Genomic DNA, 23,341 nt, shown 5'->3' on the forward strand with positions numbered 1-23,341 from the left:
TTTCATAAAACGTTGCTGCTGGGCGGGGGATTTCATGGCGTGGCTCAGTGTAAAAACAGCGGCTATTGTTGTACCAGGCTAAAAACCTTGCCGCCTGCGCGCCAACAAGCGGTGTGTAAATCAGGCAAGGCGCAAGGGCATCGGCTGGCATGCGGTAGTCTCATCCTCATCGACCGCTACTGTAATGCGGGTCTTCGTTTTTCAAGGAATTGCCATGAAAGTTGTGCTGCCGGGTTTTTCGATGCCACTGCGAACTACGCGCCATGAGCGCGCGCCATATTGACCGGAGCCTGCGATGAGTGACCCACGCGTTTTCACGACCCCGCCGCCAGTCCTAAGTTCCACCGTGCCCAGCGGGCGCCTCAGCCGATTGATGCGCATGGGGCAAATGGCCACCGGTGTGGCGGGCAACATGCTGCTGGCCGGTGCACGGGAGCTTGCGCAAGGCAGGCGGCCCAACCTCAGTGACCTGCTGCTGACCCCGGCCAACGCACTCAAAATCACCCAGCAACTGGCCCAGATGCGGGGCGCGGCCATGAAGGTCGGGCAACTGATCTCGATGGACGCGGGCGATCTATTGCCGCCGGAAATGGCCGCCATTTTGGCGCGCTTGCGCTCGGATGCCCACGCCATGCCACAGCGCCAGGTGCAGGCCGTGCTCACGGCCAACTGGGGCGCCCAATGGCAGCAGCGCTTTGAGCCATTTCAGTTCACGCCCATCGCTGCAGCCTCGATCGGCCAGGTGCACCGCGCCAAAACGCTCGACGGGCGCGATCTGGCCATCAAAGTCCAGTACCCCGGCGTGCGCGCCAGCATCAGCAGCGATGTGGACAACGTGGCCACGCTGTTGCGCTTGTCTGGCCTGCTGCCGAGCACACTGGACATTGCGCCGCTGCTGCTGGAGGCCAAGCGCCAACTGCGCGAAGAAGCCGACTACCAGGCCGAGGGTGCGCACTTGCAGCGTTTTGCTGACCTGCTGCTGGATGCGCCCGAGTTTGTGGTGCCCCGCCTGCACGCCGACCTGACCACCCCGCAGGTGCTGGCCATGTCGTTTGTCGGGGGTGTGCCCATTGAGTCCATGCTGCATGCGCCACAGGCCGAGCGCGACCGCATCGTGCGCCTGCTGGTGAACCTGCTGTTTCGGGAGTTGTTTGAGTTTGGGCTGATGCAAACCGACCCCAACTTTGCCAACTACCGTTACGACCCGGTGACCCGGCAACTGATCCTGCTTGACTTTGGCGCCACCCGTGCTTTTGCGCCCGGTTTTGGCCAGGCTTATGGCCAACTGATGGTCGCCGCCATAGCCGGTGACCGCCAGGCAATGCAGCAAGCCGCCATGGCCATTGGTTACTTTGACGAGCGCACCCAGCCCAGACACCAGGCCGCCGTGCTGGATATGATGCAAATGGCGCTGGAGCCGCTGCGCCATTCGGGCGACTTTGACTTTGGCCGCAATGACATGGTGCAGCGGCTGCGCCAGGCGGGCATGGCGCTGGGTCTGGAACGCGATTTTTGGCACATCCCGCCCATTGACACGCTGTTTTTGCACCGCAAGCTAGGCGGCTTGTATCTGCTGGCAGCCCGGCTCAAGGCGCGGGTCAATGCGCAGGAGCTGGTGCAAGCTGCTTTTTGATCCAACCCCCGGATTCAACTCTCAACACCACCGGGTGCGGCCCCGGGAAAGGCGTCAAGGTGGCCTGACGCAGGCAGAGCCCGTTACGGCGTTCCATCGGACAGCCGTGGCGCCTTGGAAAGCAAGGTTTTTTAGTCAACATGGCAGAGGCACTTTGTGGCCTGGCGGTCATGAGAAACCGTTTGCATCGCAACGCGTTGGTCGATGCATGTGCCGCCGCATCAAGGCACCCGCCACTCCCAGGTGTCTGTGCTGAGCAACGCGCGTCGGTGGCCGCCGCGGGCGAGTTCAAGCCAATCTATTTCCTGCACCTGAGCGATCAGGATCGCCAAATGGTGCGGGCGGGTTGGATCTTCTGGCAGCGCCTGTTCGTCCGCCTGCTCGCCCGGCAGCACATCGCCTGGCGCAGCGGCTGATAAATAGTCGCCAGCGGCAGCGGACTGGCGTACCCGGTCCCATACCGCCTCAAGCTGCGGCCCGGCAGTTTGAACCGACATGTGCGCCCGCACCCGAAGCTGCCAGCTCAAGCGCTTGCTCCAGAACACCAGCATGGCGCTGGGCTGGTCGGCCAGCGCGGCAACTTTTGGGCTGCGGCTGTCGGTGTAGATGTAAAGGCGCGACAGCTTGGCATCTGCGTGGCGCAGCACCACGGTGCGCGCATCGGGCGCTCCTTGCCGGCCGATCGTGGCCAACACGGGTGTTCGCCACTCGCTGTGTCGGTCTTGCGTGGCGCGCTGCAACTCCGTCCATATGCGTTGGCGGATTTCATGGGGGTTCAGCATGGGGGTCTGCCTCTTTTTAAATTTCCTGACGGGCTGTGGGCTGCATTCGCTCGCCTGGACAGCAAGGCAGGCTCCGGGCAAGTGGCGCCAGCCGCTTGACAAACAAAACAACGATTTGTAGCATACCTACCAACTAGTCGGCACATCAGGAAAAAAAATGAAACTCAATTCGGATTTCTCGCAGCGCGTGGTCGTCAATCCCGCAAGCCTGGAGTGGGTCGATTCGCCCGTGCCCGGCATTCAACGCCAGCTGATCGAACGCGACGGCGGCGAAGTGGCGCGCGCCACCTCGATCGTGCGATACGCGGCGGGCTCCTCTTTTGAAAATCACCGGCACGACCTGGGCGAGGAAATCGTGGTCCTGGACGGCGTGTTCAGCGACGAATCCGGCAGCTTCGGGCCCGGGACTTACCTCAAGAATCCACCGGGTTCTTCGCATGCGCCAAGCTCGGCTGCGGGTTGCACGCTGTTCGTCAAGCTGCGCCACCTCGATCCAGCAGACAGCCAGCGCGTCGTGGTCGATACGCGCCAGGCTGCCTGGTTTGCAGGGCTTGTGCCGGGTCTTTCGGTGCTGCCCCTTTCCGAGTTCGGTAGCCAGCACACCGCTTTGGTGCGCTGGGCGCCGGGGACGCGGTTCAATGCCCATCGACATTACGGCGGTGAGGAAATTTATGTGCTCGATGGCGTCTTTGAGGATGAGTTCGGCCGCTACCCTGCAGGAACATGGATACGCAGTCCGCATCTGAGTGCGCACCGCCCCTTCAGTGGCGAAGGCTGCACCATTTTCGTCAAAACCGGTCACTTGCCCGTCGCACCAACCGGCGCGGCTCTCGCGTGAGGCATTTCTCTGAAATCTCGCCGACCGCCGAGCGTGTGGTGGATGTCGCTGAAGGCTTGTTGCAGCAGCGTGGCTACAACGGCTTTTCATACGACGACGTGGCGCAATTGGTGGGTATCAAAAAGCCGAGCATCCACCACCACTTTTCCAGGAAAGAAGAGCTTGTGGCAGTGGTCGTGCAGCGCTACACGCATCGGTTCAGTGAGGAATTGCTCGGCATCGATGGTCAGCAGGCGAAAGCGCCTGGCAGGCTGATGGCCTACGCGGCACTGTTTGAGCGCACCTTTGCCCAGGACCGACGCCTTTGTGTCTGCGGCATGCTGGGCGCCGAGTCGGACGCGCTGCCGCCCGCCGTTGCGAGCGAGGTCGAGCGGTTCTTCCAAGTCAGTCTCGACTGGCTGACCCTGGTCATCGCCGATGGCCAGCGTGCCGCGCTGATCGCGCCGAACTGCGCCGCACAGGCTTTGGCAGAGGCGTTCTTGTGCGCGCTGGAAGGATCCATGGTGGTGGGGCGTGGCATGCGGTCGCCCTGCGGTCCCGCCGGCGTTGGACAAACTTTTCTTTCCGCCGTGTTGACCTGAGGCCGGCGCTTTTCACCAACAATTCAAGCCAAAACAGGCCTGCTGCCGCCGTTTTGTTTTTCCGGCCGCGGCACCTCGCCGGGCGTGTAGGATTTGGCAGCGACATCGACGCCATGGAGCGGGACGGTGTGCTGACTTCGGAGCCCCAGGCATGACAGATCTTTACGCCGTGATCGGCAACCCTATTTACCAGAGCAAATCGCCGCTGATTCACGGCATGTTCGCGCAGGCCACCGGCCAGGACATCGAATACATCGCCATCGAAAGCCCGCTGGACGGATTCGCCGGTGCGGTCGATGCGTTCCGCGCTGCTGGCGGGCGGGGCCTGAACATCACCGCGCCGTTCAAGCTCGACGCTTTTGCCTATGCAAGGGAACGCTCGGAGCGCGCCGAGCTGGCCGGCGCAGTCAATGCCATGAAGTTTGACGGTGACCGGGTGCTGGCCGAAAACTTTGACGGGGTCGGCCTGGTGCGCGACGTGGTCCACAACCTGAACTGTCCGCTCAAGGGAAAGCGCGTGCTGCTGCTGGGCGCGGGCGGCGCGGCCCGGGGCGCGCTGCTGCCTTTGCTGGCGCAGGAACCCGCCGAAGTGGTGATTGCCAATCGCAGCCTGGACAAGGCGCAGGCGCTGGCGCGCATCGCCGAGGCGTCGGGCGCCGGCCATGTGCGCGGCTGCAGCTACGCGGACCTGGCGGGGCAGGCCTTTGACGTGGTGTTCAATGCCACCTCGGCCAGCCTGCAAACCGAGTTGCCGCCGGTGCCAGCCAGCGTGTTCGCGCTGGACTGCCTCGCCTATGAGCTGGCCTACGGCAAGGGGCTGACGCCGTTTTTGCGCATGGCGCAAAGCGCCGGCGTGCGGCAACTGGCCGATGGCGTCGGCATGCTCGCCGAGCAGGCCGCCGAAGCGTTTGAGTGGTGGCGCGGCGTGCGGCCCGACACCCGCGCGGTGATCGAGAAACTGACGGTTGCGCTGGTCTGAGAAAACCTGCGGGCAGGCCGTGGGCACGGCGCGAAAGCATCGTCGAGAGGGTCGTGCCCCTTGTACGCGCGCCCTGGGCCGGCGTCAAAAACCCGGCAAGCCGGGCGCGTTCAGGCTGCGGCTGCGGCCTTGGCGGCAAGGCGCTTGGTGCGCGCCCGGATGTTGAGCGCCTCAACGCCCAGGGAAAACAGCATGGCCACATAGACATAGGCCTTGGGCACATGCACATCGAAGGCTTCGGCGACCAGCAGCGTGCCGACCATGGTCAGGAAAGCCAGCGCCAAAATCTTGATGGACGGATGCGCGTCCACGAACTCACCAATCGGCTTGGCTGCGAACATCATGACCGCGACCGATGCCACGACGGCGGCCACCATCACGCTGATGTTGTCCACCATGCCGACGGCGGTGATCACCGAGTCGAGTGAAAAAACGATGTCCACGATGCCGATCTGCACAATCGTTCCCCAGAACAAGGTGGCACCGGCCTTGACCTTGTCGACCCCGGCGATGACCTCGTCGGACTCATGCGCCTCGACCTCCTGGAAAATCTCATGCGAGGCCTTGTACAACAGAAACAGCCCGCCGCCGAGCAGGATCAGGTCGCGTCCGCTGATTTCCTGGGCGAACACGGTAAAAATCGGCGTGGTCAGCGTCATGACCCAGGCCAGGCTGAACAGCAGCGCAATGCGCGAGAACATCGCAAAGCCCAGCCCGAGGCGCCGCGCCAAGTCGCGCTTTTCGGCGGGCAGGCGACTCACCAGGATGCTGATGAAGATGATGTTGTCAATGCCCAGAACGATTTCAAGCGCCGCGAGCATGAAAAAAGCGATCCAGATGTTCGGGTCGGAGAGAAATTCCATGGGGGTTCCAAGCAAAGGTAAAGCCCTCCAGTCTACTCAGTTCGTTCGGGGCAGGTCAACGGCACCGCCCATGAATCCACAGTCGACACAAGGATTACCCCTTCGCCCTCCAGGAGCCGGCATGCAGGTGACCGGGCTGCCGGCCGCTGAAATCGCCAAGCTGCGCCCGGTGATCGCCACGCATGCGGTGTCGGCGGGGCAGGAAACCGACAAGGCAATGCAACACGGGACGCGCCGACCAAGGTTCGCAAGTAAGCTTGGCGCACACGCGCCGGTCAATCCGTCACAACCCGTCACAACCCATCTGGAAACCCCATGAAAATCCTCACGCTCAACGGCGTCAACCTGAACATGTTCGGCAAGCGCGACCCCCAGCAGTACGGCACCACCACGCTGGCCGAAATCGATACTGGATTGGCCGCGCTGGGCACGGAACTGGGCACGGATGTCGAATGCTTCCAGACCAACATCGAAGGCGAGATGTGCGAGCGCATCCACCGCGCCCATGGCGAAGGCGTGGACGCGGTACTGATCAATGCCGGCGCCTGGACGCACTACAGCTACGCCATCCGCGACGCGCTGGCGATTTTGAAGTGCCCGATCGTTGAGGTGCACATGTCCAACATCCATGCGCGCGAGCCGTTTCGCCATGTGTCGGTGTTCGCCGACATCGTGCGCGGCCAGATCTGCGGCTTTGGCGCCGACAGCTACCTGCTGGCGCTGCGCGCCGCCGTGTCGGCCGTGCAGTCCGCCGCCAGGGCCTGAGGCTTTCCAACCGCAGGGCGCGCCGCTGCTGCCGATGGCGGGCAACTACCACCAGCGGGCCTGCAAGTTTCATGTAAGGCGAAAGATTCATGCTGCACTGCAACATGAACGCTTCTTCTTTATCCCTTCAAAATGGACTCGAAGACCTCTTGGGCGACCTACGCTTCGCTCGCAAGAAGGGCGACCTGGGCCGGCTGGCCTTGCTGACTTACTGCGAAGTCAGGCGCTGGGCGCGCCAGGCCGAGGCGAAGGAGCTGGCCAGGCATTCATCGGCGCTGGTCAGCAATTTTCCGCATGCCAGCCGCGACGACTTCCTGGCAGCGGTTGACGAGTTGATTGCCGAACTGGAGCAGGCCCGCTGCAGCGCTGCCAGCGCGCCAGACAACAGGTTTTCCGACGGCCTGCACTGATGCCAATCCGCATGAGCGCGCATTCATTTCAACCGGAAAGCAACATTTTTTAGCATCAAACAGGCTGCTTGCGCAAGCACAGCATGCACAAGCAGCTATTGATTAAGTAGCAAAATCCGTCTGACGCCCTAGCGGCGCAGCAGCCGCAGGCCGTTGGCCACCACCAGCAGGCTGGCGCCCATGTCGGCGAACACCGCCATCCACATGCTCGCGCTGCCGAACACGGCAAGCACCAAAAACACCGCCTTGATGCCCAGCGCCAGCGTGATGTTCTGCCACAGCACGGCGTGCGTGCGCCGCGACAGGCGCACCGTTTCGGCAATGCGCGGCAAGCTGTCGTTCATGATGACCACGTCGGCCGCCTCGATGGCAATGTCGGTGCCTGCGCCGCCCATGGCGAAGCCGATGTCGGCCTGCGCCAGCGCGGGCGCGTCGTTGATGCCGTCGCCGGCCATGCCGGTCGGCCCGTACTGGCTTTGCAGCTGGCGGATGGCGCTCAGCTTGTCCTCGGGCAAGAGGTTGCCGCGCACGTCGTCGATGCCGGCCTGCGCGGCAATGGCCCGGGCGGTGGCAGCGTTGTCGCCGGTCAGCATCACCGGCACCACGCCCAGCGCCTTCAATTCGGCCACCGCCTGGCGCGAGCTGTCCCGGATCGTGTCGGCGACCGCAAAAAAGCCCAAGACCCCCTGCGCGCCAGCCAGCAGCGTGACGGTCCGGCCCTGCGCTTCATGCAGCGCCAGCGCTGCTTCCAGCGCGGGCGAGCATTGCTGGCGCTCTTCCATCAGCCGGTGGTTGCCCAGCACGTAGCTGGCGCCATCGACACGGCCCTGAATGCCCTGCCCCGCCAGCGCGCCAAAAGCTTCAACCGCGGCGGCGCCGGCACTGCGGCTGTCGGCCAGCCCCTGAAAAATTGCCCTGGACACCGGATGGTCGGAGCGGGCCGCCAGGCGGGCGGCGATGTGGCGGACTTCAGCCTGGTCAAGCTCGCCCCAGGCCTGCCAGCCGACCAGCGACGGCGTGCCTTGCGTGATCGTGCCGGTCTTATCGAGCGCCACGGCCTTCAGACGGCGGGCCTCTTCCAGGTAGCTGCCGCCCTTGATCAAAATGCCGCGCCGCGCTGCCGTCGCCAGGCCGCTGACCACCGTCACCGGCGTGGACACCACCAGCGCGCACGGGCAGGCGATGACCAGCAGCACCAGCGCCTTGTACAGCGCGTCCAGCCAGGTCCAGTCGAGCAGCAGCGGCGTGAACAAGGCAACCGCCAGCGCCAGGACGAACACGGTCGGCGTGTAGACGGCGGCGAAGCGGTCGATCAGCGTCTGCGTGGGCGCGCGCTTGCCTTGTGCCTGTTCGACGGCATGGATGATGCGCGCCAGCGTGCTGTCCTGCGCAGCGGCCGTCACCCGCAGTTCCAGCTCGCCGGTCTGGCTGATGGTGCCGCCGAACACGCCGTCGCCCACGGCCTTGTCCACCGGCAGGCTTTCGCCGGTGACCGGCGCCTGGTTCACCGCGCTGGCGCCGGCCGTGACCAATCCGTCCAGCGGAATGCGCCCGCCGGGCCTTACGCGCACGGTGGCGCCCAGCGGCACGTCATTGAGCCGCACGGTCTGCCAGCCGCCGCCGGGCTGGCGCACATCGGCTTCTTCGGGGGCCAGCGCCATCAGGCCCTTGATGGCATGGCGCGCGCGGTCCACCGCCATCGCCTCGATCAGCTCGGCGAGCGAATACAGCGCCATCACCATCGCCGCTTCGGGCCACTGGCCGATCAGGAAGGCGCCGGTCACGGCCACCGCCATCAACGCATTGATGTTGAGCCGGCGCCTGAACAGGGCGCTGAGGCCTTTCTGGTAAACCTCCAGCCCCGCCAGGTAGATGGCGGCCAGCGCCACCGCCATGCCGGCGATCATCCACGGCAGGCCTTCGGGTGCAAAAAAGCTGATCGCTTCGGCCACGCCCGCCAGCACCAGCGCGGCGATCAGCCGGGGCAGGCCTGCGGGCATTGCCTGGCCAGGGTCGTGCGCGTGATCGTGCCCACCGCCCGCGCCGTCAACCGCCGGGGCCGTGGCAAACGGCTGCATCTTGTAGCCCGCCGCGCCAATCGCCACGACAGCGGCCTGCAGGGCGTCGTCCGGCGCGTCAATCGCCAGCGTTCGCGCCACCAGCTGGAAGTTCAGCGAACGGATGCCCTTCACCGGCGCCAGCACGCGGCGGATGTCGGCCTCTTCCACGGCGCAGTCCATTGCCGGAATGCGAAAGCGCGTGGCGCCCGAGGGCAGGGGCGCGGCATGCGCCACGGGAACGGCGCAGGTGCCAGAAGGTTTTGAGCAGCAATCGGTCATGGTTTTGTTTCCTGTGCCACCATTACAAACCATGAAGCCACTTGAAGGTCAAGCCATGCTTGAGTCAAAACCCTTGCACCTGATCGGAAAAGCCGCCGCCCTGAGCGGTGTCAGCCCGGCCAGCATCCGTTTTTACGAAAAGGAAGGCCTGCTCGCACCCGGCGCGCGCTCGGCCAACAGCTACCGGGGCTACTCCGATGGCGACATTCACCAGCTCAGGTTCATCCGCCTGTGCCGGGCGATGGACATGTCGCTCGATGAAGTGCGCACGCTGCTGCACCTGGACCTGGCGCAGAAAGCCGACTGCGCGCTAGCGAACGCCGCGCTCGAATCGCACATCGCGCATGTGGCCGAGCGGCTGGCCGAACTGCAGGCCTTGCAAGACGACTTGATCAGCCTGCGCGCGGGCTGCGACGGCAGCGGGCCGCAATGCCGGATCATGCAGGCGCTGCACGACCGGGCCGAACAGTTGCCGCGCGAAGAGGCGAAGTCGCGCGCGCATCGCCATGTGTGATGCCAAGCGCCGGCATGCCGCCTTGAAACCGCGCCCCGCGTCCACTACAGTGCGGCCATGCACACGACACTTTTCCCCCGGCGGCTGGTTCTACTGGCGCTGCTGGCGTCCGCCCTGACCTTCGGCGCCGGCGCGCAACAGCAGCCTCCCCGCATCCAGTCCGACAGCGGCCCGTGGGACAGCGGCGCGGGTTTTGACTTTGACCTGGGCCAGAAAAAAATCAAAAAGACCCGCCAGTCGGTCAGCGGCATCGCCTGCAACCTCAATGCCCGCCTAGAGCGCGTTTGCCTGGTGGTTTTTGACGAAGGCGCCCAGGCGCGCTACGCCTCCGTGGGCGACAAGGCATGGACCGTCGATGCCGAGCCGGTGGTGCTGCGCGACACGGCCGACGAACTCGATGCCGAAGGCGCGGCCACGGACGGGCGCTATGTCTACGTCACCGGCTCGCACTCGGCCAAGCGCGGCGACTGCGCCAGCAACCCCGGCAGCCGCCATCTGATTCGCTTGCGGCTGGACCCGGCCACCGGCCGCGCCTTACGGTCCCGGGCCGGCGGCGCGCTGGTAGAACGTGCCGACACCGGGCGGCTGTGGGCCATCATGCAGGCGCAGCCCGAACTGGCGCCGCATGTGGGCGAGCGCAAATGCCTGGGTTCCGAACCACCAGATGAAGCGCCCAGGCTGGCTGGCCAGCAAGGCGTGAACATCGAGGGCCTGGCGGTGCAAGGCGGGCGGCTGTACTTTGGCTTTCGCGGCCCGGTGCTGAAAGACACGGCGCTGGTACTGGCGGTCGATGCCGATGCGCTGTTCGACGCACAGGCGGCGCGCGACCCGAAAGCGACGGTGACGCGCCTGGCGCTGGGCGCCAACCGGGGCATTCGCGACATGGTCGCCGTCAAGACCGGGTTCTTGCTGCTGGCCGGGCCCGACGACAGCCGCGCCAGCCAGGGCGCGGGCTGGGTCGTGGCGTGGTGGGACGGGCAGAGCGCCGAAGGCCGCGTGGTGCAGCCCAAAATCCTGGCGGCGCTGGACCTGAGCCGCGTCAAGCTGCGCAAGTGCGACAAGGAAACCAAGCCCGAGGCCATGACGGTACTGGAAGAAACGCCAGCGGCCTACAAGCTGCTGGTGCTGTCGGACGGCCTGTGCGACGGCGGGCCGCTGGCCTTCACGCTGGCGCGCTGAGAGAATCCGCAGGCATGGGGCTCAATTGCTCCTGAAACAATAGCTATCTGCGCAGGCAGGCATTGTGCAAAAGGCATATTTCAATCGTTTTTCAGCTATCCGGCCTGCGTTAGCGCGGGGGATGACGCGCTTCAGGCCAGCAATGCAGCGCTGACCGCCGCTTCATCGAGCACGGCAAACGTCATGTTGTGCCGGTCGGTCAGCGAGCCACCACCCGGAACCACGTGGCCGTCCGCGTCATGGCCCAGCGCCTTGAACTTCCACACAGCGCCAATCAGCTTGAGGTTGCCAACGCATTGGCCCTGGCGGTCGAGGACGCGAACCACCTGGTCGTTCGTGCGGTGCAAGGTCAGTTGATTCAAGGCGGTCAGTCCGGTGGGTTATTCAAAGGGTCGGGAAAGAGTTTAGCGACCCGCGCCTTGAAAACCCATGGCCGAGGTTAACCTCGGGCCTTGCCAAACCCCTTTTTTGAAAAGGCCAAAGATGCTCGATCTGCTCGTCAACAACGCCAGCCTGCCCGACGGCCGGACCGGCATGTCAGTGGCCGTGCAGGACGGCCGCATCGCCGAGGTCTCGCCCGGCCTGAACGCCCCGGCGCACGAGGTCATCGACGCGCAGGGCTTCCTGCTGAGCCCGCCGTTTGTCGATGCCCATTTCCACATGGACGCCACCCTGAGCTACGGCCTGCCGCGCGTCAACGAAAGCGGCACGCTGCTTGAAGGCATCGCGGTGTGGGGCGAACTCAAACCCACGCTGACAGCCGACGCCATCATCGAACGCGCCCTCGCCTACTGCGACTGGGCCGTCGCCAAGGGCCTGCTGGCGATCCGCAGCCATGTCGACACCAGCGACCCCAGCCTGCTGCCGGTCGAGGCGCTGCTCGAAGTCAAGCGCCGCGTCGCACCCTACCTCGAACTGCAGCTGGTCGCCTTTCCGCAGAACGGCGTGCTGCGCGCCAAAGGCGGCATGGAGAATCTCAAACGCGCGCTGGATATGGGCGTGGACGTGGTCGGCGGCATCCCGCACTTCGAGCGCACCATGGCCGACGGCGCGGCCAGCGTGCGGTTGCTGTGCGAGCTGGCGGCCGAGCGCGGCTTGCCGGTGGACATGCACTGTGACGAGAGCGACGACCCGCTGTCGCGCCATATCGAGACACTGGCTTTTGAAACGCAGCGCCTGGGCCTGCAGGGCCGCGTCAACGGCTCGCACTGCACGTCGATGCATTCGATGGACAACTACTACGTGAGCAAGCTGCTGCCGCTAATCGCCGAAAGCGGCGTCAGCGTCATCGCCAACCCGCTGATCAACATCACGCTGCAGGGCCGCCACGACAGCTACCCGAAACGGCGCGGCATGACGCGCGTGCCCGAGCTGCTGGCCGCCGGCGTCAATGTCGCCTTCGGCCACGACTGCGTGATGGACCCGTGGTACGGCATGGCTCGGGCGACATGCTCGAAGTCGCGCACATGGGCCTGCACGTGGCGCAGATGACCAGCCAGCAAGGCATTCGCGACTGCTTCGACGCGGTGACGGTGAATGCGGCCAAAGTGATGCACCTGCCGGGCTACGGACTTGAGGCGGGCTGCGACGCGAGCTTCGTGCTGCTGCAGGCGCGCGATGCGGTGGAGGCGATTCGGCTAAGGGCGAATCGCTTGAAGGTCTGGCGCAAGGGCGTGCTGGTAGCGCAGACGCCGGAGGTGGTGGCGCGGTTGCTGCTGCCGCAGCGTGCGCCAGCCACCAGTTTCATGTCTTCCCGATAGGCTACGGATTGCTTTTTCCGCCAGCGCTTGTTTCAAACGGATTAAAAAGCTCGACACCAAAATCAGAAAAGTCCGCCACGTTGCGCGTCACCACCTTCAATTGATGGCGAATGGCGGTTGCGGCGATCATCGCGTCTTCATACAGCGTGTCAGAGCGCCGGTGCATGAGCTTGGCCCAGCGGCGAAAGGTGGCGGCGTCCATCGGCAGCACGTTGTAAGACGCGGCCACCAAGTCGGCCCATTGCTCAATCTCTGCTGCCTTAGAAATATCCTGGTCGCGTCGGAAAAACCGATCCATCTGCTGCAGCGCCTGATGCGCAAGACCTGGGTGCGCTGCGTGCTGTTCTCGCTGGTCGCGGTGCTGGCCGTTGGCCAGTCCATGCTGCTCGGCCCTTACATTCCCGAAGACGTGGCGGGTCGGATCAGAGCGGGATTTCGTAGGCCTGGTTGCTGCGAATCCAGCTGGCCAGGTTTGACTTGTTGCTCTTCACGCGCCAGGCGACAAAGGCCGGATCACTGTTAAGCGCATCCAGCGTGGCGCCGAGTTTGGACGATGATTCAAAGCGTGCGGTGAAGGCCATGTTGCCGATTTCACCAACCTGCACGCCCCACAGGCTCACCTCGGCGCCATGCTTTTTCCACAGGGCCGTGGCCTCCCGGGTCAACTCCATGAGGGCCGGCATATCGGCGCCGGGATTGGGTTTGAACACATACTGGATGATGACGGATGACATCGTTTTTCTCCCTGAGCTTGGTTGTAAACGGTCAGAATGGACCGCCGAAAAAATTAGATTCCTGGCGGCGGACGCCGTCAATACCCGGATGAGGTAATGAACGCCCAGCCTGGTAACAGGCGGCGCGTTCGCCGTTTTCAAGTAGCCTCAGCACTGGAAACCCTACCGCCTACCGCCCGCCGCCAGAGCGGCGCTGCGAAAACTCGGCGCTGACCTGACCACCGCCCGCAAGCGGCGCAGGCAACCGCTGCGCGCATGGCTGACAACTACACTGGACAAGACCACCTGCGCAGAAATGACAGGCAGGAGGCTATGGCTTGCCACATCCCTGATAGAGGCTTTCAGCCAAAAGGCTGCCTCTTCGGCCATGCGTCATCCGACCCAGCCGTTCCCCCTGCGAAAACCTGGCCGCAGAGTGCTCAGGTGATCTGAACGATGACCGAACCTTCCGCGATGTCCGGCGGGCTCGCGTGGGTCGTCGAGGCATTTTTCTGGATCCATTCGCGCGCGACTTTCAAGCTCTCGTCCGCGCCCGCCTTGTCCGTGCAAACCGTCACCGACATGCCGCCCTCGCCCTGACGCAGCAGCGTGTAGCTGACGAGGCCAGGCACTTTGCGCAGGGCAGCTTCTACGTCGGCTTTCTGCGCTTCCAAAACGTCGAAAAGCTGCGTTGCGCCAGCACCCGAGTAGGTTCTTACAACCGCATGCATAGCCATCTCCTTGGGGTTTTCGTCTTGAAGCAAATCCAGATCCGCTGCGGACCGCTTGTCGCCTGGGTTGGCGTCCCTCGCGCCGGAAAATAGCCTCAAGTTCAACGCGAACAGCCTGTTTGGCAGCAATCACCAGGGTCATGCCTGAACTTCAAATGCAGGCCAGATTGAGTATCCCGTAGGTTCCCGATCAAGCCGCAGGCTTGCGGTTTATGTTACGTCTGTGTTCAAAGAGAACACCGCAACATGCTACCCAACGCACTGTGCCAAAGCCTTGTCTGTCTGGAACCGTTCGCTCCAGGCTCAAACCAGACGGCCAATGACCTGCCAGACGCTGCACCCGCCCAACCTGCAGCGCCGCAAGCCCATCAACACAGCCAGAGGGTAAAGTGAACCAACTCAACCACAAGCACCGCATGAACCCCATTAACCTCCACCAGATCGCCGTCGAAGCCATGCGCGCCCGGGGCCTGCTGCCCGCCTTCGCGCCGCAGGCCCTGCAAGAAGCCGAGGACGCGCGCCAGGCTATTGCCGAACGAAACGGCGCCATCCGCGACCTGCGCCATCTGACCTGGTTTTCCATCGACAACGACGACACGCGCGACCGGGACTAGCTGAGCGTGGCTGAGCCGCTGGCCGCCGGCAGCGCGCGCCTGGCTGGTGGCGGTGGCCGATGTGGACACCAAGGTGGCGCCCGGCGGCGCGGTCGATAACCATGCGGCCGCCAACACCACGTCGGTGTACACGGCGGCCGGTGTGTTCCCGATGCTGCCCGAAGCACTGTCCACCGACATGACCTCGCGGCATGAAGGCCAAGAGCGGCTGGCGGTGGTGGTGGACATGCAGGTCGAGGCCAACGACACGGTCTCTAGGTCCAGCGTTTACCGGGCATGCGTGCTCAACCGCGCCAAGCTGACCTACGACGGCGTTTCGGCGTGGCTGGGCGGCACGGCATCCCCACCGCCGCAGATCGCCAACGTGCCGGGGCTGGAGGATCAGCTTCGCCTGCACGACGCGCTGGCCGGCCAGTTGCGGCAATGGCGCCAGACGCGTGGCGCGCTGAACGTCAACACGGTGTCCGCGCGCCCGGTGTTCGATGAAAATGGGCAGCTGGTGGAACTGCGCCCCGACCAGAAAAACCGCGCCAAGGACCTGATCGCCGACCTGATGATCGCGGCCACCGGCGCGACCGCCCGCTTTCTGGTGGATAAGGGTTTCCCGTCGCTGCGCCGCTTTTTGCAGGCGCCGCGCCGCTGGGACCGCATCGCCCTGCTGGCAGCAAGCCACGGCATGCAGTTGCCGGCAACGCCCGATGCGCTGGCGCTGGACCGCTTCCTGAGCGCGCGCCGCCTGGCCGACCCGGCCGGGTTTGCCGACTTGTCGCTGGCGGTGGTGAAGCTGCTGGGCTCGGGCGAGTACGCGGCCGCGCCCGCTGCAGCGGACGGTGCCAACGGACTGGGGCACTTCGGGCTCGCGGTGAACGACTACGCGCATTCCACCGCGCCCAACCGGCGCTTTCCCGACCTGGTGACCCAGCGCCTGCTGAAAGCTGCCATCGCGGGCGAGGCGCCGCCCTATTCGGCCGAACAGCTCACGGAAATCGCCAAGCACTGCACGCTGCAGGAAGACAACGCCAGCAAGGTCGAGCGCCAGGTGCTCAAGGCCGCAGGCGCCTGGCTGCTGCACTGTAGATGTCCAGCACCTGTTCCATGGCGGCCACGAATGCGGCACTGGCCTGCGGGGCAATCACCCAGCCGACTTTCCTTCAGGGCTTGAGTTCGTTTTTTTAAGCGTCCGCCGCACCGTCTCATGAGACACGCTGTCCACCAATTCCAGCTCGACCAGCCGGTCGGCCAGCAGGCGCAGTGACCACCGGGCTTAGCCTTCGGGCGGCGCCGAGCAGCTCAGGGCGAGCAGCTGCGCCTCCAGGCGGCCATCGATCTTCAGGTCGTACTCACACTTCGAGGGCCGACGGTTCAGTGTCAGGTCCAGACCTTCCTGGACAAACTTTTTCTTGACCCGGTCAACCTTGCGCTCACTCACGCACAGCATGGCCGCGATGTCGCAGGTGCGGGGCCGCTCGGTGCGCCCCCCCGGCTTGGTCACGGTTGAGCCGTATCAAGGCATTGATGACTTTGGACGCTGCATGCGTGCCTTTGCCTGCGATGCACTGCAACTCGGCTCTTTCCTGCTCTGACAAGGTGACTTTGTAATGTTCCATTCCCCATTGTCTGCGTCAATTCTTTCATGACGCGACACTGGTAGGAAATCGTGATGTTGTCCACTACGCTACGCACCCCGGGTGCGTTCCAGGACGCATCGCTGGCCAGTTCGCGCTCGGCCCAGGTGTGGCAGCTGCCTTGGAGCGTGACTTCGGACCCGCTGACGGCTACCGACAGCTTGTCGGACTCGGCAGTAGCGCGGCGCTTCAGTGCGGCTTCAATGTCGGCCTTGATAGTGCTGGAGGCAATGCTGGTTTTGACGGTGATCTGGTTGGCCACGCCCTTGACACCCAGCAGATAGCGAAAGGCCCTATCAGCTGCGGTTCGCTGAAAGGCGCGTTCGACCTCGCCTGTCAGCGTGACCCAGCCATCCTCGACCATGATCTTGACGGTGTCCTTGGTCAGAAACGTGGTCCACAACAGCACGTTTTGAACCGAATGGGCGATATCCGAATCGGTGCGCTTGGAGATACCCGTAAGCTTCACGTTCATTTCCACGGCCAGTGCCTTGACGCCCGCGACGCGCTCGGCAGCGTGCTCGGCGTTGATTTTTTCGGCATATGTGTTCACATGTCCGGTCAACGTGACCACGCCGTCCACCACCTCGACACCAATGTGTTCGGCGTGAACCGACGGCTCCCACTTCAGTTCGGCGATTGCGTCTTTTTGCAGCTGGGTATCAGTTTTCATGTCGCGCTTTCAGGGAGTTGATGAAAAATCAACTGTGCGCGCCACCGTGCGATCCGGCCTGTTCGGTAAAGCACTTGGCACCAACACGAACTTCAGCATGCGTGTAGGCCGACAGCGCGTTGTTCGGTATCGCTTCAATCCTGCTACTTCACAGCAGCGCTTGGCCGGCGGGACGGAAGGTGTAGCATGGTTTTCTGCACGTTGGGTTCAACGGGCGGCTTGGGCATGGCTTGACTGCTGGGGGGTGACGTATCGTTGCTGAAGGGCTCGCCAGCCAGCACAGCAGCTTTGACGGCTGGCGATAGGACGAGCATCTCCTCAAACAAATACTGCAGGCTGGGACGAGCGCCTGGCTGACATTGGCTGAGTTGGTCAGCGCTGCTTTCATGTCGGGAAAGTGGTGGTGTCATGGAGTGCTTTGTGCGTGGAAACTGGGATCATCCGATTGAAGGGAGCAGGCCCGATGCAGACGCAATATGATGTCTGCTGCTCATTCTGAAGCGCCGGGGTTGACTCTGTCTGTACGTCAGCGCACGGTGGAGAACGACGTCTTGCAATGTTCGATCTCGCGCCCGATTGGCCACCTCATGTCGTGACTGGCCCGTCTGCTACTCATGGGAGAGAACCGCGCGACTTATTGACGCGCGGACAAGCATTGCTGCTGCAGTTGCAGGTGAACTCGAGCCTCGCGAAGTCCGCCGGGAGGTATCAGCCGAACTGCCGGCGAAAACGCCACAGCCCCAGACTGAAGACGGCGCCGCCGAGCACCGCGATGCCCAGCACCGAGTCCCACAACAAGTCCAAGCCGGCGCCCTTGAGCAACACGCCGTAGGACGCGTCGATGTAGTAGTACAGCGGCGACAAATACATACCGTAGCGCACCACGGGGGACAGGGCTTCGGGCGGCGTCCACACGCCTGAGAGGAACATCAGCGGCGCCAGGATCAGGATGGCCAGCATGCTGGCCTGTGCCAGGTTGCGCGTGACCGTGGCGACGAACAAGCCCAAACCCGCAATGGTGCCCACGTACAAGGTGGTGATGGCGAAGAACAGCGTCAGACTGCCCTTGATGGGCACATGGAACACCGGCACCAGCACAGCCCCGATGCATAGCGCGGTGGCCACCAGGATGACGGCGGTCATCGCGATGACTTTCGGAAGCATCACCTGCAACGGCGTCAGCGGCGACACCAGCAATTGCTCGATCGTGCCACGCTCTTTTTCGCGCACCATGGCCGCGCAGGGCAGCATGATGGCAAACACCGTGATGACGTTGAGCATCTCCGAGATCGCCATGAACCACGCGTCGTTCTGGTTCGGGTTGAACCAGACCCGGGTGGCGTTGACCACCACGGGCGCTTGCGCGATGGCGCCGGGCGACAGGCCGCTGCGCGCCAGGCCGATTTGCAGCCCATATTGTCCGACGATTTGCGCGCCATCGCTGTAGGCCAGAAAGCCCAGCACCGAGTTGGTCGCGTCGACCTGCAGTTGGACGCTGGCCGGTTCGCCGCGCAACAACGTGGCCTCGAAACGGGGCGGCACATCGAGTACCAGCATGGCCTCGCCCTGTTCCAGCAGACGCAAGCCTTGCGCGTCATGCGTAACGTCGCCGATGGGCCGAAAGTAGGGCGGCATAAAGCGCGAGATCAGCTCGCGCGAGGCCGGGCTGCGGTCCTTGTCCTGCACGGCGATGCTGGCCTCTTTCAGCTGCAGCGTGACGCCCGAGCCGGCGTTGTAGACATCGCCAGTGAAGGCGTACAGCACCAGGCCCAGCAAGACCGGGTCGCGACTGAGTTGCAATAACTCCTTCCAGGTCATGACGCGCATGCGCAGCCACCACACGCGCGCTGCCGAAGGTGCTGTGGGGGTGGTATTCATGTGTTGGGCCGCTTGGAAAACATGGTGTAGCCGATGGCGAACAGCACTAGTGCATAGGCGGCCAGCGCCAGCACGTCGCGCCACAGCGCCTGCAGGCCCACGCCCTTCAGAAAGCTGCCGACCACGATGTCGGCGTAGTACATGCCGGGCAAGCCGTGCGCCACCACCGAGGCCATGTCGGACAAGGAAGAAATCGGGATCAGTACGCCCGAGTACAGCACCGCCGGCACAATGGTCAGGATGGCGGTGCCGATCATCGCGGCAACCTGCGTTTTCACCAGCACCGACACGATCAAGCCGATACCTGTGGTGCAGGTCACGTACAACAGCGAGGCCAGCATGAAGAACACGAAGCTGCCCTTGAACGGTGTGCCAAACACCACGGTGGCGAGCAACCACAGCACCACGACGTTGATGCTCGAGATCAGTACATACGGCAGAATCTTGCCGACCAGGAATTCGCCACGGCTCACGGTGGAGGCGTAAATGTTGTAGATCGCACCACTTTCCTTTTCGCGCACCACGCCGAGGGCGGTGAGGAAAGGCGGCGAGATCATCAGGATCGCCATGATGAGCTTGGGCGCCAGCGACCAGATGCTCTTGACACTCTGGTTGTACAGAAAACGCACCTCCAGACGCACCGGCTGCAACTGCGCCATCACCTCGGCTTGGGATATGCCGCGGGCCTGAGAGATCGAGCCTGCCAGCGACTCCAGACTGAAGGCGCTGTTGATGGCGGTGACGTAGCCTTTGGTGATCGCGGCGCGGAACGGGAACGTGCCGTCGATCTGGGTTTGCACATGTGCCGGCCGGCCGGCCAGCAGGTCGCGGGCAAAGTGCTCGGGGATCACGATCACGGCGCGCAGCTTGCTGTCGGTGAGCAGCGGCGCCAGCGGGCGATCATCGAGCGCCATGCCTTTGAAGTCGAAGTAGCGCGAGTCGATGAAACGGTGCGCGTATTCGCGTGACAGTGCGCTGCGGTCCTGGTCGACAATGGCCACCGGAATGTTCTCCACGTCCAGCGACAAGCCGTAGCCAAACAACAGCATCAGCAAGGCCGGCACGATGAAGGCGAGTGCGAAGAACAGGCGGTCACGAACGATTTCGCGCCATTCCTTGATGGCTACAGCCATCATGCGTTGCAGATTCATGGGGGCGTCACCTGGGTGGGGGCCGCTGCCGACACGGTTGGGTTCGGCCCGGCTTGGGTTGGTGTTGTCTGCCCGGGCGCGTTCGACTGGGCCTTGTCGGCCGCTTCTTTCGCCTCCAGCGTGGTGACGCGGTAGACGAACACATCTTCCATCGTCAGCGAGCGCGGTCGCAGCGTCGCGTCGGTCAGGCCGGCGCTGTGCAGTACCTCGGCGATGCGCGGCTGATCGGCTTGCGGGTTCCGGGTGAGGACGTGAACCGTGCGGCCGAACAGTGTGGCCTGCGAGAAGCCCTGTTGCTGCAACACGCCTGCAGCCCTTACGGCGTCTGCGCAACTCACTTCGAGCAAGTGGCCGGCTTCAGCCTCGACCGCCTGTTTCATCTGCTGCGGCGAAGCGTCCGCCACCACGCGTCCGGCGTACATCAGGGCCAGGTGGTCGCAGTGTTCGGCCTCGGTCATGTAGTGCGTGGTGACCAGCATGGCCACCTTGTCTTCGCGCGACAGACGGAACAGTACGTCCCAGAAGGCGCGCCGCCCGACCGGGTCGACGCCGGAGGTGGGCTCGTCGAGAAACAGCACCTGGGGTCGATGCACCAGCGCGCAGCCCAGCGCCAGCCGCTGGCGCAGACCCATCGGCAAGCCGGCGGTGCGCTTCGTCTCGAAACCCTCAAGCCCGGCCATGTCGACGACCCAGGCCACGCGGGCTGGCGTCTCGCTGCGCGCCAGCCCATAGATGCCGGCGTACAGGCGGATGTTCTCGACCACCGACAGATCGGTGTAGAGGGAGAACGCCTGCGACATGTAGCCGATACGCTGCTTGATCGTCATGCCCGCGCCTAGCATGTCGGCCCCCGCCACCTTGCCCGCGCCCGCGCTTGGCCGCATGATGCCGGTGAGCATTTTGATGACGGTGCTCTTGCCCGCCCCGTTGGCACCGAGCAGGCCGAAGATCTGCCCTTGAGGGACGGTGAAGCTGACCGCGTCGACGGCGCGAAAGCCATCGAAGTCGCGGGTCAGGGCTTTGGCTTCGATCGCCGCTTCGTGCGTCGGCTCGGTGGTTTGCCCCGACGCAGGTGCTGCGATACTCGCCACCCGTTTCGAAGGACTTTTCGCGTCTGACGCGCCCTGCGGCGCATCCAGCAGCCCACGCTGACGAAGCAGGGCGATAAACACGTCCTCCAACTCGGGTGGCGCGGTCTCGAACGGGCCGCTTTCCAGCCCGGCGAGCGTCTCGCGCACCTGCGTCGCGGCCGTAGGCTCGTCGGCGCCGTCGGCAAAGACGCGCAGCGTACTGCCCAGCGCCTCGACCTGCGCGAAGCGCGCTTTCAGCCGCGCCAGCGCCTCGATCTGCGGCATGGCCTGCACAGCTACCACGCTGCCCGCCGCGAGGCCACGAATCTCATCAGGGTCGCCTTGGGCCAGCACCTTGCCGGCATGGAACATGGCGACCCGCTGAAACCGGCTGGCCTCGTCCATGTAGGCTGTTGAAACGAGCGCGGTGACGCCTTTTTCGCGCAGCAGGTCAGCCAAAATGGACCAGAAATCGCGGCGCGAGACGGGATCGACACCCGTCGTCGGCTCGTCCAGGATCACCAACTCGGGTTCATGGATCAACGTGCACACCAGGCCGAGCTTTTGTTTCATACCGCCCGACAGGTTTTTCATCGGGCGGTCCCGAAACACGGCCAGTCGCGTGACCGTTAGCAACTGCTCCTTGCGCTGTTTGAGCTCCGTCGGTGTGACCAGGCGCAGGCGCGCGAAAAAATCGATGTTTTCGTCGACCGACAAATCGGCGTACAGGTTCTGGCCCAGGCCCTGCGGCATCAGGCCGATGCGGCCCTTCACACGCTCGGCTGCGCGCTCGCTGTCGATACGTTGGTCGAATACGTCGATCTCGCCACTGTCGAACGCCAGCACCCCTGCCACGGCCTTCATCAAGCTGGATTTACCGGCTCCGTCCGGTCCGATCAGGCCGAAAATTTCGCCACGTCGAATCTGCAGATCGATGCTGTCGCAAGCCAGGGTCTTGCCGTACCGTTTGACGAAACGGCGCACGGCGACCACAACGGGACTGGCGGGCGCTGCAGCCTCCGGCACAGCGCCGTCCAGGGTCGTGGCAAGCACGCTCTCGCGGTCGGCTCTGACCGCCGGCGCCACCATGGGCTGCGCGTCCGTTACCAACGCGGCTTCGCCCATGCCACACCGTCCTTCCAGCGGATCACCGCGTCGGCGGGCAGACCAGGCGTCAGCTGGTGATCGGGGTTGACGGTCAGGTAGAGCTTGACCGCATAGGTGAGCTTCACGCGCTCGTCGGGCGTCTGCACCTCTTTGGGCGTGAATTCGGCGCGAGAGGCGATAGTTCCGACGGTGGCCGCGAAAGCGCGCTCGGGAAAGGCATCACTGTAGACCTGCGCGGGCAGGTTGATCCTGACCTTGCCGATCTGTACTTCGGGCACATAAACCTTGAGATAGAGCCGGTCCAGGTCAACCAGGTCGAAGACCGGGCTGCCCGCCGCAATCACCTCGCCAATCTCGCGCACGCGGGTCATCACCACACCGGGTCCCGCGGCCTTCAGGCTCAAGTCGGCCAGCACGCTGTCGACTTCAGCCAGGCCGGCTTTGGCCTGGTCTCGCTGCGCGCGCGCCGCGGTAAGCTGGGCCTCTTGCGCGCGGACCTTGTCGTAGCCCAGCCGGGCCTCGGCCTGAACGGTACCGGAACGGTTTAAGCCTTGCCGTGCCGCAGCCAGATCGGCGGACGCGGCGGTGGCCGCCAGTTCGGCCATCTCGGCGCGCTGCCGCGCCACCGAGCCACGCTCGAACAAGGCCTGCATGCGCTGCGCGTCGCGCTGCGCCTGCGCTTCGGCTGCCGTGGCCTTGGCCACCACCGCCTGGGCCTGGCCGACACCGGTGCCAGCACTGTTCACTGTCAACGGTACGCCTTTGCGCGTGGCATCGAGCTGGGCCTGTACGGCGACCACTTGCGCCTCGGCCGCCGCCACCTGCGCTTGCAGTTGCGCAACCCGGGTCTTGACCTGCGTGTCTTCAATCATCGCCAGCACCTGACCGGCTTGCACGGTGTCACCTTCATTCACCAGAATCTTCGCAATGCGCCCAGGTAGTTTGCTGGCCAGCGACGTGCGGTCGCCCTCGATCCGCCCGTTGGCCTGAATTAATCCCTCGGGCAGCGCGGCGTCCTGGCCATAGTGGCGGTACAGCAGGTAGCCGGCCAATCCCAGCACAAGCACCGACACGCCGACGGCGATACGTTTTTGGACAACGGTGAGTGGTTTCATGGCGCAGGTGTGGTGAGGGTA

The 23,341-nt window shown here is 64.2% G+C and carries 22 protein-coding genes and 3 pseudogenes; 12 read left to right on the forward strand and 13 right to left on the reverse strand.

Features of this window, described 5'->3' with window-relative positions; genetic code table 11:
- Positions 1-295 precede the first annotated feature (295 nt).
- On the forward strand, positions 296-1,633 hold the full coding sequence (locus ACP7AD_RS10365; protein ID WP_426146884.1) for an ABC1 kinase family protein: 1,338 nt from the start codon (positions 296-298) through the stop codon (positions 1,631-1,633).
- Positions 1,634-1,854: 221 nt separating this feature from the next.
- Here ACP7AD_RS10365 and ACP7AD_RS10370 read toward each other — a convergent pair whose 3' ends face one another.
- Positions 1,855-2,415 (reverse strand): pyridoxamine 5'-phosphate oxidase family protein, encoded by a 561-nt coding sequence (locus ACP7AD_RS10370; RefSeq protein ID WP_426146885.1) that lies wholly within the window; start codon positions 2,413-2,415, stop codon positions 1,855-1,857.
- A gap of 157 nt (positions 2,416-2,572) precedes the next feature.
- Between ACP7AD_RS10370 and ACP7AD_RS10375 the strand changes: the two genes are divergently transcribed.
- The 3 genes from ACP7AD_RS10375 to aroE all read left to right on the forward strand — a co-directional run bounded on the left by ACP7AD_RS10375 (position 2,573) and on the right by aroE (position 4,813).
- Entirely contained in the window at positions 2,573-3,253 is a 681-nt protein-coding gene (locus ACP7AD_RS10375) for a cupin domain-containing protein (protein WP_426146887.1), read from the forward strand.
- Positions 3,250-3,834 (forward strand): TetR/AcrR family transcriptional regulator, encoded by a 585-nt coding sequence (locus ACP7AD_RS10380; protein WP_426146888.1) that lies wholly within the window; start codon positions 3,250-3,252, stop codon positions 3,832-3,834. The genes ACP7AD_RS10375 and ACP7AD_RS10380 overlap by 4 nt, the downstream gene beginning before the upstream one ends.
- Before the next feature lie 151 nt (positions 3,835-3,985).
- On the forward strand, positions 3,986-4,813 hold the full coding sequence (gene aroE / locus ACP7AD_RS10385) for a shikimate dehydrogenase (RefSeq protein WP_426146890.1): 828 nt from the start codon (positions 3,986-3,988) through the stop codon (positions 4,811-4,813).
- 110 nt (positions 4,814-4,923) lie between these two features.
- On the opposite strand, the gene ACP7AD_RS10390 is transcribed toward aroE, so the two are convergent.
- Positions 4,924-5,676: a TerC family protein gene (locus ACP7AD_RS10390; RefSeq protein WP_426146892.1), complete on the reverse strand. Its 753-nt coding sequence runs from the start codon at positions 5,674-5,676 to the stop codon at positions 4,924-4,926.
- 121 nt (positions 5,677-5,797) lie between these two features.
- On the opposite strand from ACP7AD_RS10390, the gene ACP7AD_RS10395 reads away from it, so the two are divergent.
- The 3 genes from ACP7AD_RS10395 (at position 5,798) to ACP7AD_RS10405 (ending at position 6,851) form a co-directional block, all read left to right on the forward strand.
- Positions 5,798-5,995, forward strand: a complete 198-nt coding sequence (locus ACP7AD_RS10395; protein ID WP_426146894.1) for a hypothetical protein — start codon at positions 5,798-5,800, stop codon at positions 5,993-5,995.
- On the forward strand, positions 5,992-6,441 hold the full coding sequence (gene aroQ / locus ACP7AD_RS10400) for a type II 3-dehydroquinate dehydratase (RefSeq protein ID WP_426146896.1): 450 nt from the start codon (positions 5,992-5,994) through the stop codon (positions 6,439-6,441). The genes ACP7AD_RS10395 and aroQ overlap by 4 nt, the downstream gene beginning before the upstream one ends.
- Positions 6,442-6,545: 104 nt before the next feature.
- Entirely contained in the window at positions 6,546-6,851 is a 306-nt protein-coding gene (locus tag ACP7AD_RS10405) for a hypothetical protein (protein ID WP_426146898.1), read from the forward strand.
- 128 nt (positions 6,852-6,979) lie between these two features.
- Here ACP7AD_RS10405 and ACP7AD_RS10410 read toward each other — a convergent pair whose 3' ends face one another.
- Positions 6,980-9,190: a heavy metal translocating P-type ATPase gene (locus ACP7AD_RS10410; protein WP_426146900.1), complete on the reverse strand. Its 2,211-nt coding sequence runs from the start codon at positions 9,188-9,190 to the stop codon at positions 6,980-6,982.
- A 55-nt stretch (positions 9,191-9,245) separates the two neighbouring features.
- Here ACP7AD_RS10410 and ACP7AD_RS10415 point away from each other — a divergent pair, with 55 nt between their 5' ends.
- Together ACP7AD_RS10415 and ACP7AD_RS10420 are read left to right on the forward strand one after the other, a co-directional pair.
- Positions 9,246-9,704: a MerR family transcriptional regulator gene (locus ACP7AD_RS10415; RefSeq protein ID WP_426146902.1), complete on the forward strand. Its 459-nt coding sequence runs from the start codon at positions 9,246-9,248 to the stop codon at positions 9,702-9,704.
- Between the two features lie 57 nt (positions 9,705-9,761).
- Positions 9,762-10,883: a DUF3616 domain-containing protein gene (locus tag ACP7AD_RS10420; protein ID WP_426146904.1), complete on the forward strand. Its 1,122-nt coding sequence runs from the start codon at positions 9,762-9,764 to the stop codon at positions 10,881-10,883.
- A 131-nt stretch (positions 10,884-11,014) separates the two neighbouring features.
- On the opposite strand, the gene ACP7AD_RS10425 is transcribed toward ACP7AD_RS10420, so the two are convergent.
- Positions 11,015-11,245 (reverse strand): hypothetical protein, encoded by a 231-nt coding sequence (locus ACP7AD_RS10425; RefSeq protein WP_426146906.1) that lies wholly within the window; start codon positions 11,243-11,245, stop codon positions 11,015-11,017.
- 121 nt (positions 11,246-11,366) lie between these two features.
- Between ACP7AD_RS10425 and ACP7AD_RS10430 the strand changes: the two are divergent.
- Positions 11,367-12,643 (forward strand): annotated as a pseudogene (locus tag ACP7AD_RS10430) (amidohydrolase family protein).
- 1 nt (position 12,644) lies between these two features.
- Here the strand turns inward: ACP7AD_RS10430 and ACP7AD_RS10435 are convergent.
- From ACP7AD_RS10435 to ACP7AD_RS10445, 3 genes are all read right to left on the reverse strand, one after another.
- On the reverse strand, positions 12,645-12,941 hold the full coding sequence (locus ACP7AD_RS10435; RefSeq protein WP_426146907.1) for a PIN domain-containing protein: 297 nt from the start codon (positions 12,939-12,941) through the stop codon (positions 12,645-12,647).
- A gap of 124 nt (positions 12,942-13,065) precedes the next feature.
- Positions 13,066-13,377, reverse strand: coding sequence for a hypothetical protein (locus ACP7AD_RS10440; RefSeq protein WP_426146909.1), 312 nt, complete (start codon positions 13,375-13,377; stop codon positions 13,066-13,068).
- Positions 13,378-13,796: 419 nt separating this feature from the next.
- Entirely contained in the window at positions 13,797-14,216 is a 420-nt protein-coding gene (locus tag ACP7AD_RS10445) for a hypothetical protein (RefSeq protein WP_426146910.1), read from the reverse strand.
- Positions 14,217-14,503: 287 nt separating this feature from the next.
- On the opposite strand from ACP7AD_RS10445, the gene ACP7AD_RS10450 reads away from it, so the two are divergent.
- Positions 14,504-14,701: a hypothetical protein gene (locus ACP7AD_RS10450; RefSeq protein WP_426146912.1), complete on the forward strand. Its 198-nt coding sequence runs from the start codon at positions 14,504-14,506 to the stop codon at positions 14,699-14,701.
- A gap of 73 nt (positions 14,702-14,774) precedes the next feature.
- Positions 14,775-15,587, forward strand: a pseudogene (locus ACP7AD_RS10455) (RNB domain-containing ribonuclease); the annotation flags it as partial.
- Positions 15,588-15,771: 184 nt separating this feature from the next.
- Here ACP7AD_RS10455 and ACP7AD_RS10460 read toward each other — a convergent pair.
- The 6 genes and pseudogenes from ACP7AD_RS10460 to ACP7AD_RS10485 all read right to left on the reverse strand — a co-directional run.
- Positions 15,772-16,308: pseudogene (locus ACP7AD_RS10460) on the reverse strand (helix-turn-helix domain-containing protein); the annotation flags it as partial.
- The gene (locus ACP7AD_RS10465) at positions 16,190-16,999 is read right to left on the reverse strand and encodes a BON domain-containing protein (RefSeq protein ID WP_426146914.1); all 810 of its coding nucleotides are present in this window, start codon (positions 16,997-16,999) and stop codon (positions 16,190-16,192) included. The pseudogene ACP7AD_RS10460 and the gene ACP7AD_RS10465, both read right to left, overlap by 119 nt.
- Before the next feature lie 708 nt (positions 17,000-17,707).
- Entirely contained in the window at positions 17,708-18,877 is a 1,170-nt protein-coding gene (locus ACP7AD_RS10470) for an ABC transporter permease (protein WP_426146915.1), read from the reverse strand.
- Positions 18,874-20,028, reverse strand: coding sequence for an ABC transporter permease (locus ACP7AD_RS10475; RefSeq protein WP_426146916.1), 1,155 nt, complete (start codon positions 20,026-20,028; stop codon positions 18,874-18,876). Before ACP7AD_RS10475 ends, ACP7AD_RS10470 begins: the two co-directional genes overlap by 4 nt.
- Positions 20,025-22,223 (reverse strand): ATP-binding cassette domain-containing protein, encoded by a 2,199-nt coding sequence (locus ACP7AD_RS10480; protein WP_426146918.1) that lies wholly within the window; start codon positions 22,221-22,223, stop codon positions 20,025-20,027. The genes ACP7AD_RS10475 and ACP7AD_RS10480 overlap by 4 nt, the downstream gene beginning before the upstream one ends.
- Complete coding sequence (locus ACP7AD_RS10485; RefSeq protein WP_426146919.1) at positions 22,202-23,320, reverse strand: HlyD family secretion protein; 1,119 nt, start codon at positions 23,318-23,320, stop codon at positions 22,202-22,204. The genes ACP7AD_RS10480 and ACP7AD_RS10485 overlap by 22 nt, the downstream gene beginning before the upstream one ends.
- Between the last annotated feature and the right edge of the window lie 21 nt (positions 23,321-23,341).

It is taken from the genome of Polaromonas sp. DSP2-3-2b2 (assembly GCF_049895905.1).
Taxonomy (GTDB): domain Bacteria; phylum Pseudomonadota; class Gammaproteobacteria; order Burkholderiales; family Burkholderiaceae_C; genus Polaromonas.

Excerpts from the sequence above, each read along its gene's own strand:
- ACP7AD_RS10365 (WP_426146884.1), top strand. The coding sequence starts at position 296 with ATGAGTGACCCACGCGTTTTCACGACCCCGCCGCCAGTCCTAAGTTCC.
- ACP7AD_RS10370 (WP_426146885.1), bottom strand. The coding sequence starts at position 2,415 with ATGCTGAACCCCCATGAAATCCGCCAACGCATATGGACGGAGTTGCAG.
- ACP7AD_RS10375 (WP_426146887.1), top strand. The coding sequence starts at position 2,573 with ATGAAACTCAATTCGGATTTCTCGCAGCGCGTGGTCGTCAATCCCGCA.
- aroE (WP_426146890.1), top strand. The coding sequence starts at position 3,986 with ATGACAGATCTTTACGCCGTGATCGGCAACCCTATTTACCAGAGCAAA.
- ACP7AD_RS10390 (WP_426146892.1), bottom strand. The coding sequence starts at position 5,676 with ATGGAATTTCTCTCCGACCCGAACATCTGGATCGCTTTTTTCATGCTC.
- ACP7AD_RS10395 (WP_426146894.1), top strand. The coding sequence starts at position 5,798 with ATGCAGGTGACCGGGCTGCCGGCCGCTGAAATCGCCAAGCTGCGCCCG.
- aroQ (WP_426146896.1), top strand. The coding sequence starts at position 5,992 with ATGAAAATCCTCACGCTCAACGGCGTCAACCTGAACATGTTCGGCAAG.
- ACP7AD_RS10405 (WP_426146898.1), top strand. The coding sequence starts at position 6,546 with ATGAACGCTTCTTCTTTATCCCTTCAAAATGGACTCGAAGACCTCTTG.
- ACP7AD_RS10410 (WP_426146900.1), bottom strand. The coding sequence starts at position 9,190 with ATGACCGATTGCTGCTCAAAACCTTCTGGCACCTGCGCCGTTCCCGTG.
- ACP7AD_RS10415 (WP_426146902.1), top strand. The coding sequence starts at position 9,246 with ATGCTTGAGTCAAAACCCTTGCACCTGATCGGAAAAGCCGCCGCCCTG.
- ACP7AD_RS10420 (WP_426146904.1), top strand. The coding sequence starts at position 9,762 with ATGCACACGACACTTTTCCCCCGGCGGCTGGTTCTACTGGCGCTGCTG.
- ACP7AD_RS10435 (WP_426146907.1), bottom strand. The coding sequence starts at position 12,941 with ATGGATCGGTTTTTCCGACGCGACCAGGATATTTCTAAGGCAGCAGAG.
- ACP7AD_RS10440 (WP_426146909.1), bottom strand. The coding sequence starts at position 13,377 with ATGTCATCCGTCATCATCCAGTATGTGTTCAAACCCAATCCCGGCGCC.
- ACP7AD_RS10450 (WP_426146912.1), top strand. The coding sequence starts at position 14,504 with ATGAACCCCATTAACCTCCACCAGATCGCCGTCGAAGCCATGCGCGCC.
- ACP7AD_RS10465 (WP_426146914.1), bottom strand. The coding sequence starts at position 16,999 with ATGAAAACTGATACCCAGCTGCAAAAAGACGCAATCGCCGAACTGAAG.
- ACP7AD_RS10470 (WP_426146915.1), bottom strand. The coding sequence starts at position 18,877 with ATGAATACCACCCCCACAGCACCTTCGGCAGCGCGCGTGTGGTGGCTG.
- ACP7AD_RS10475 (WP_426146916.1), bottom strand. The coding sequence starts at position 20,028 with ATGAATCTGCAACGCATGATGGCTGTAGCCATCAAGGAATGGCGCGAA.
- ACP7AD_RS10480 (WP_426146918.1), bottom strand. The coding sequence starts at position 22,223 with ATGGGCGAAGCCGCGTTGGTAACGGACGCGCAGCCCATGGTGGCGCCG.
- ACP7AD_RS10485 (WP_426146919.1), bottom strand. The coding sequence starts at position 23,320 with ATGAAACCACTCACCGTTGTCCAAAAACGTATCGCCGTCGGCGTGTCG.